Raw genomic sequence first — 7,485 nt, 5'->3', positions numbered from 1 at the left:
CATCGCTGAACCCCGCTAACCCGGCGGCCTGTAAGCCGTTGTTCCGTGCCAGTGGAGGCGCATTATAGGGAGTTCTCTGACGTTGACAAGCCCTGTTTAAAAAAAACTTTTCAACCGTCTCTTTTTTGTGCAAAACGCGATTAAAGTGGCAGTTTTTCCAGCGTCTCAAAGCCATAACGCTGTAAAACGGGCAAAAGTTGTTCAGTTTCGGCCGTCAGCGCCATGCAATAAGCAATATTCGGGTCACTGGATTTCGCATCTGGCGCCTCATGTTCCAGCAGCCAGACGGTACGACGAGCAATCGCAGCACCGGAATCAATCATCCGGGTACCTTCCGGCAGCACCTGCTGCAGCTCTTCCTGTAAAAGAGGAAAATGCGTGCAGCCCAGTACCACCGTATCAGGCGGCTCCGCCATTCGCAGCCACGGTCGCAGAATACGCCGTAGCTCATCCAGCGGGACCGGTTCACCTTGCAGCTTCGCTTCCGCCAGTTCAACGAGTTCAGCGGAACCCAGCATTTCTATCTTACATTCATTCGCGAAGCGGCTTATCAGCTCACGCGTGTAGGGACGCTTAACCGTTCCCCGTGTCGCCAGCAAGCCAACGACACCGTTCGCCGTCAAACGCGCCGCAGGCTTAATCGCCGGGACGACGCCCACAACAGGAAAGGCGAATTTTTCACGAAGGGCAGGAAGAGAAACCGTGCTGGCGGTGTTGCAGGCAATGACGGCCAGCGCCAGCGGATAACGTTGTTGAACGGCAGTGATAATTTCGAGCACGCGTTCAACGATAAATTCTTCGCTCTTCTCCCCGTAAGGAAAAGCAACGTTATCGAAGACGTAGATGTAATGCAGATTCGGCAGAAGCTGCCGAATCTCATGATAAACCGACAACCCACCGACGCCGGAGTCAAACACCAGCACGGTGGGGCGTGGATCAGAAGGTGTAGCTGCCAGACAAGTAGTATTCCCGTCCTGCAGTTTGGTAGCCATAAGCTGTCTCGTAATCTTTATCGAACAGGTTAGCTATTTTACCACGAACTGTCAGGTGCGAGGTGACCGGATATGACAATCCGATATCCCACAAACTTACGCCACCCATTTTCACACGTTCTGACGCATAGGTATTCGGATCGATCGCAACGTCGTAGCGAGTTCCCAGATAACGGTACGCCAGATTCCAGTCGAGATCCCAGACCTGCCAGTCCAGTTGATACTTAACCTGCTGCTTAGAGCGGCGAGCCAGTACTTCGTTGGTTTTCGCATTACGTGGGTCAACATAATCGTAAGAAATCTGATGGCCTACCGGGCCAGTGTCAAACTGCGCCGTGGCTTCCACGCCTTTGATACGCGCTTCATCAACGTTGTAGTAACGGTACGTATGCGGATCGCTGCTGATCAGATTATCAATATCATTACGATAACCTGTAATACGCCAGTTAACCGGTCCCGTCAGGCCTTCAAAACCGCCTTCCCACTGCTTACTCTCTTCCGGTTTAAGGTCTGGATTACCATAGTTCGCACTGTGGATCTGACTCATCGTAGGCGCTTTAAATGCGGTACCGTAAGAGGCTATCACGCGATAACCATCCACAAGCTCCCACGCTGCGCTGGTTTGCCATGTTCCATGGTTACCAAAGTTGGAGTTGTCGTCATTACGCGCCGCCGCTTCCAGCGTCACGCTGTTGAACTGCTGCATCGCTGAAACGAACACGCCGGTATTACGCTGCTCGTAGCCTTTATCCAGGTAGCCCGTTCCGGCCTGCGTCTTCTGCTTTTGCCAGTCCAGACCAGCACCAATGTTGCCATGACCGACTTCAACAGTATTGAGCCACTGGGTGGTGTACTGCTTCACATCATCCATCGTTGCGGAATCAGCATAGCGCCCTTTCTTCGGGTCATAGTTCTGATCTTTACTGCGCCCATAACCTGCCACCAGCTGTGACTGGAAAATCCCCTGGTTGTAACGTAGTCCCGTATCCCAGTTCTGGCTGTAGAGCTGGCGAGTATCCGGTCGCCCATCAACCATAAAGTTGGCGTCATAGTGATCGTAACCGTCATACGCAGTGCGGTTGTCATAACCAAAACCACGGAAGAAGCCGCTCACGCTGTCGGTAATCTGCTGTTCCACAGAGCCGTACAGTGACTTACTCATAAAGCCATCGCGGTCAGGCTGACGCGGTGCGTCCTGGGCTGCAATATCAAAACCACGGGTATAGGTATAGTTACCCGCCATCGTGATCCTGGTTTTATCAAGAACCTGCTGGAAAGAGCCATCATAGGTTTGGTAACCCTTAGACCCCACACCTGCAGAAATTTCCGCGCCCGGTTTATCGCGTCCGGTAATGATGTTGATCACACCGCCAATCGCGTCGGAACCATACAGGGCCGAACGTGGGCCACGAATGTATTCAATACGCTGAATCAGGGAAGTCGGGATCTGGCTCAGGTCGGGAACGTTGCTGATCCCGGCGTTATTCAAAGGAATACCGTCAATCAGCACCAGCACATGGCGAGATTCAGTTCCGCGAATAAAAGTCGAAGAGTTCGAGCCCATTCCACCGCTTTGCGCGATATCCACGCCAGGCAGACGTGACATGATTTCCACCACACTCTTTGCCTGCCAGCGTTCAATATCTTCGCGCGTCACAACAGATGTCGGAGCCAGAACGGTTTTTGCCGGTTGTTCAAAACGATTTGCTGTCACCACTAACGTGTCTGAATTGCTGTCTTGCGCCCAGCCAGAAAATGCCGTGACGGAGAGAGCCGTCATCAGCGAAGCTTTTTTAATCATTGTAAAAGCATCCGTAACATATAAAGGATGCCGCTGGTTTCATCAGTAGCACGCGATGATAGAAACCAAATGCGACGTATTCCGGCAGGTCTTCGGGCTTGGGGCGTGTTATGGATGAGGACTTCCCACCAGATATCGGCAGTGTCTGCACAATGCGTTCATCCCACCTTCCTTACCGCTGCGCGTCAGCCCCAGATTTACACTGGGTTCCCTTTTAACTCACAGGACCGGTTACACAATGCTATAATTAGAAACATATAGATGTCCAGACTTCTATAATTATATTTGATCCCTTATCCGGTCTGGACATCTCCTGCGCTTTCCCTACAATCCCCGCGTACTTATTTTATTCAGGATCCATCATGACCCCAGAACACCTTCCGACCGAACAATATGAAGCGCAGCTGGCGGAAAAAGTCGTCCGCCTGCAAAAAATGATGGTGCCTTTTGCCGCGCCGGTTCCGGAGGTGTTTCGTTCGCCGGTGAGTCATTATCGTATGCGTGCTGAATTCCGCCTGTGGCATGACGGCGACGATCTGTACCACATCATGTTCGATCAGCAGACCAAATCCCGGATTCGCGTCGATAGCTTTCCGGCAGCAAGCGAACTGATCAATCAACTGATGACTGAGATTCTTGACGGCGTGCGCGATAACCCGGTTTTGCGCCACAAACTGTTCCAGGTCGATTATCTGACGACCCTGAGCAACCAGGCCGTGGTATCGCTGCTGTACCACAAAAAACTCGACGATGAGTGGCGCCAGCAGGCCGAGATCCTGCGCGATACGCTGCGCGCGAAAAACCTCAACGTGCATCTGATTGGCCGGGCCACCAAAACCAAAATCGAGCTCGATCAAGATTACATCGATGAGCGTCTGCCGGTTGCCGGCCGCGAAATGATCTATCGCCAGGTAGAAAACAGCTTCACTCAGCCGAATGCCGCCATGAATATTCAGATGCTGGAGTGGGCGCTGGATGCCACCAAAGAGGCCACGGGGGATTTACTGGAGCTATACTGCGGCAATGGTAACTTCTCGCTGGCCCTGGCGCGCAACTTCGATCGCGTACTGGCAACGGAAATCGCCAAACCGTCGGTCGCGGCAGCGCAGTACAACATTGCGGCTAACCATATTGAAAACGTGCAGATTATCCGTATGGCGGCGGAAGAGTTTACGCAGGCCATGAACGGTGTACGGCAGTTTAGTCGCCTGCAGGGTATTGACCTGAAAAGCTATCAGTGCGAGACGATTTTTGTCGATCCGCCGCGCAGCGGGCTGGATAGTGAAACTGAGAAGATGGTACAGGCGTACCCGCGTATTCTGTACATTTCTTGTAATCCGGAGACTCTGTGCCAGAATCTGGAAACCTTAAGCCAGACCCATGACGTCACGCGTCTGGCGCTGTTCGATCAGTTCCCGTACACCCATCATATGGAGTGCGGCGTCTTATTAACCCGCAAGTAGGCGATTTTTACAGAACCCGGCACCACGATACTTGCCGGGTTCTGGTGTTAAGCGGTTACTCTGACGCCGCATCCTTACGGTTACGAATCCGGTAGCCGATCCAGAACACGGTAATCACCGACAGCACGGCCGGGAAGAAATTGGAGCCGATGTCCGGATATTCCGCGCGTACCACGGTGCTATACAGCAGAACACCGAGAATAAAGCAGGCAGCCGCCAGGCCAGGCAACCCCACGGGCATACTGCGGTTCTGGTAGCGCTGATGCAGACAGTAAATGGCCAACAGCAGAGACAGAACCGGGAAGATGGAAAAGGGAACAATCGAGCTGAACAGCGCGGCGAAGGTTCCATTAATGGATAAACCCGCGATCAGCGCCAGTAGCAGCGTACCTTTATCTTGAACTGAGTGTTTCATTGCTCGTCCTTCACGTTATTCGGAATGATTTGACATTTTTTCTTGTTCGCGGCGATACCAGTAATATGCGCCTTTCGAGATCATTCTTAGCTGCAGTACCAGTCGCTCTTCCAGTTGCCGGCGCTGTTCAGGGCTGACGTCCAGCGCCTCTGCGCCCGCGCTGAAAACGATAGTGACCATAGCTTCAGCCTGCGCTTCAGTAAAGGCGCGCGGCATATGGTTTTCGATTTCTAAATAATCGGCAAGTTCCGCGATGAAATGTTGAATTTCACGCGCCACGGCGGCACGAAACGCCGCAGATGTACCTGAACGTTCCCGTAACAACAGGCGGAAAGCGTTTGGGTTATTCCCTATAAATTCCATGAATGTGGAGACAGAGGTGCGAATCACGCTGCCGCCTTTGGCGATACGCTGCCGCGCCTGGCGCATCAGTTGGCGTAGCATGAGCCCGCTCTCGTCCACCATCGTCAGACCGAGTTCGTCAACATCGCGAAAATGGCGATAAAAGGACGTGGGTGCAATCCCTGCCTCGCGCGCAACTTCGCGCAAACTCAAGCTGGCGAAACTCCGCTCAGCACTCAACTGACTGAATGCGGCTTCAACCAGCGAACGTCGGGTTTTCTCTTTTTGTAGCGCTCTTACACCCATCACGATGTCTGAATCCTTCCAATAGACCTGCTGGCACTATACCAGAGATTAAAACTAATCGGTCTAGCCTGGTTTGTGAATGATTGTTTACGAGCCGAATCTGCTTTTATGCCGCAAAAAAGCACAACGATAATTGGGTTAAAGTCCAGCGAATGTTATCATCGTGTTTATTTTATGTATGAAACAGGTGAGTAATGCCATGTCACACTCTTGGGACTATGATGTAATCGTGATTGGTTCCGGCCCTGGCGGTGAAGGTGCTGCGATGGGACTGGTTAAGCAGGGCGCGCGCGTAGCCGTTATTGAGCGCTATCATAACGTCGGCGGCGGCTGTACCCACTGGGGTACCATCCCGTCGAAAGCCCTCCGCCATGCCGTCAGTCGTATTATCGAGTTTAACCAAAACCCCCTCTACAGCGACCATTCCCGTCTTCTTCGTTCTTCCTTCGCCGACATTCTTAACCATGCCGACAGCGTCATTAACCAGCAGACCCATATGCGTCAGGGTTTCTATGAGCGCAACCACTGCGAAATATTGCAGGGCAACGCGCACTTTGTGGATGAGCACACCCTCGCCCTGGAATGTCACGACGGTACCGTCGAAACGGTCACCGCGGAAAAATTCGTCATCGCCTGCGGTTCCCGTCCATATCATCCGGCTGATGTCGATTTTTCCCACCCACGCCTTTACGACAGCGATTCGATTCTCAGCCTGCAGCACGAGCCCCGCCATGTCATTATCTACGGCGCCGGAGTGATTGGCTGTGAATACGCGTCCATTTTCCGCGGTATGGAAGTCAAAGTAGATCTGATTAACACCCGCGATCGTCTGCTGGCCTTCCTCGATCAGGAGATGTCCGACTCTCTCTCCTATCACTTCTGGAACAGTGGGGTGGTGATTCGCCACAACGAAGAGTACGAGAAGATTGAAGGCGTTGATGACGGCGTGATCATGCATTTGAAATCGGGTAAAAAACTGAAAGCAGATTGCCTGCTGTACGCCAACGGGCGCACCGGTAACACCGATTCTCTGGCGCTGGAAAATATTGGTCTGAAAACCGATAGTCGCGGCCAGCTCAAGGTCAACAGCATGTATCAGACCGCGCTGCCACATATCTATGCCGTAGGCGACGTCATCGGTTATCCAAGTCTGGCATCAGCCGCTTACGATCAGGGGCGCATCGCCGCGCAGGCGCTGATTAAAGGTGAGGCTTCTGCCCATCTGATTGAAGATATCCCGACCGGCATCTACACCATCCCGGAAATCAGCTCCGTCGGGAAAACGGAGCAGCAGCTGACCGCCATGAAAGTACCGTACGAAGTGGGTCGCGCGCAGTTTAAGCATCTGGCACGTGCGCAAATCGTCGGCATGAGCGTGGGCACACTGAAGATCCTGTTCCATAGAGAAACGAAAGAGATCCTTGGGATTCATTGCTTTGGCGAGCGCGCGGCCGAGATTATTCATATCGGCCAGGCGATTATGGAGCAAAAAGGTGGTGGCAACACCATTGAGTACTTCGTCAACACCACCTTTAATTACCCGACCATGGCGGAAGCCTATCGGGTTGCCGCGTTAAATGGCTTAAACCGCCTGTTTTAACGCTTTGTCGAAATGGCCATCCATGGTGCTGCGGATGGCCTCCGCCAGATGTTCGTAGCGGCTGCGTAGCGGTGAACCGGGGCGGTAAACCAACCCGATGGTTCGTTTTGGCTCCGGCTTAATGCACGGGATATAGACCACCCCATCGCGTTTTCTCTCCTGCGGCACCGCTAAGGCCGGCAGCAGCGTGATACCGCTGCCTGCGGCCACCATGTTGCGCAGCGTTTCGAGGCTGGTCGCGCGGAAATGCGTATCTTCATCCGCACCGGCCTCAAAACAGAACCCCATCGCCTGATCGCGCAGGCAGTGGCCATCTTCCAGCATCAGCAGCTTTTCCCCGGCCAAATCTGACATCGGCACACGATCGCGATTTGCCCACGGGTGATCTTCGTAGATGGCCAGCATCATCGGCTCGTCAAACAGCGGTACCTCGATAAAGGCCTCGCTCTCTTTCACCAGCGCGAGGATCGCGCAGTCAAGCTTGCCGCTGTCCAGTTGGGCCAGCAGCTGATGCGTTTGCGCTTCATGCAGGTACATTTCCAGCTTTGGAAACGTCTGGTGCAGCA

The 7,485-nt window shown here is 53.3% G+C and carries 7 protein-coding genes and 1 riboswitch; of the genes, 2 read left to right on the top strand and 5 right to left on the bottom strand.

Annotated elements, in window-relative coordinates; all coding sequences use genetic code 11:
- Positions 1-140: 140 nt before the first annotated feature.
- Together murI and btuB are read right to left on the bottom strand one after the other, a co-directional pair.
- Entirely contained in the window at positions 141-992 is an 852-nt protein-coding gene (gene murI, locus ACZAHD_RS20300; RefSeq protein ID WP_462458360.1) for a glutamate racemase, read from the bottom strand.
- Complete coding sequence (gene btuB, locus ACZAHD_RS20295; RefSeq protein WP_462458359.1) at positions 937-2,793, bottom strand: TonB-dependent vitamin B12 receptor BtuB; 1,857 nt, start codon at positions 2,791-2,793, stop codon at positions 937-939. The genes murI and btuB overlap by 56 nt, the downstream gene beginning before the upstream one ends.
- A gap of 67 nt (positions 2,794-2,860) precedes the next feature.
- A riboswitch (cobalamin riboswitch) is annotated at positions 2,861-3,040 on the bottom strand.
- 115 nt (positions 3,041-3,155) lie between these two features.
- Between btuB and trmA the strand changes: the two genes are divergently transcribed.
- The gene (trmA, locus tag ACZAHD_RS20290; RefSeq protein ID WP_462458358.1) at positions 3,156-4,256 is read left to right on the top strand and encodes a tRNA (uridine(54)-C5)-methyltransferase TrmA; all 1,101 of its coding nucleotides are present in this window, start codon (positions 3,156-3,158) and stop codon (positions 4,254-4,256) included.
- Positions 4,257-4,311: 55 nt separating this feature from the next.
- Here trmA and ACZAHD_RS20285 read toward each other — a convergent pair whose 3' ends face one another.
- Both ACZAHD_RS20285 and fabR read right to left on the bottom strand, forming a co-directional pair.
- Positions 4,312-4,671 (bottom strand): YijD family membrane protein, encoded by a 360-nt coding sequence (locus ACZAHD_RS20285; protein ID WP_462458357.1) that lies wholly within the window; start codon positions 4,669-4,671, stop codon positions 4,312-4,314.
- A gap of 15 nt (positions 4,672-4,686) precedes the next feature.
- Positions 4,687-5,322, bottom strand: a complete 636-nt coding sequence (fabR, locus tag ACZAHD_RS20280) for an HTH-type transcriptional repressor FabR (RefSeq protein ID WP_004869459.1) — start codon at positions 5,320-5,322, stop codon at positions 4,687-4,689.
- Positions 5,323-5,518: 196 nt separating this feature from the next.
- On the opposite strand from fabR, the gene sthA reads away from it, so the two are divergent.
- On the top strand, positions 5,519-6,919 hold the full coding sequence (gene sthA / locus ACZAHD_RS20275) for a Si-specific NAD(P)(+) transhydrogenase (RefSeq protein ID WP_462458356.1): 1,401 nt from the start codon (positions 5,519-5,521) through the stop codon (positions 6,917-6,919).
- Here sthA and oxyR read toward each other — a convergent pair.
- On the bottom strand, positions 6,902-7,485 hold a 584-nt coding region (oxyR, locus tag ACZAHD_RS20270), incomplete at its 5' end, for a DNA-binding transcriptional regulator OxyR (protein WP_462458355.1). The two genes, sthA and oxyR, sit on opposite strands and share 18 nt — an antisense overlap.

The sequence above is a fragment of the Raoultella sp. genome, assembly GCF_039594335.1.
Lineage (GTDB): Bacteria > Pseudomonadota > Gammaproteobacteria > Enterobacterales > Enterobacteriaceae > Klebsiella.
The sequence above is the reverse complement of the archived record's forward strand: the minus strand, read 5'-3'. Positions and strand labels throughout refer to the sequence as shown.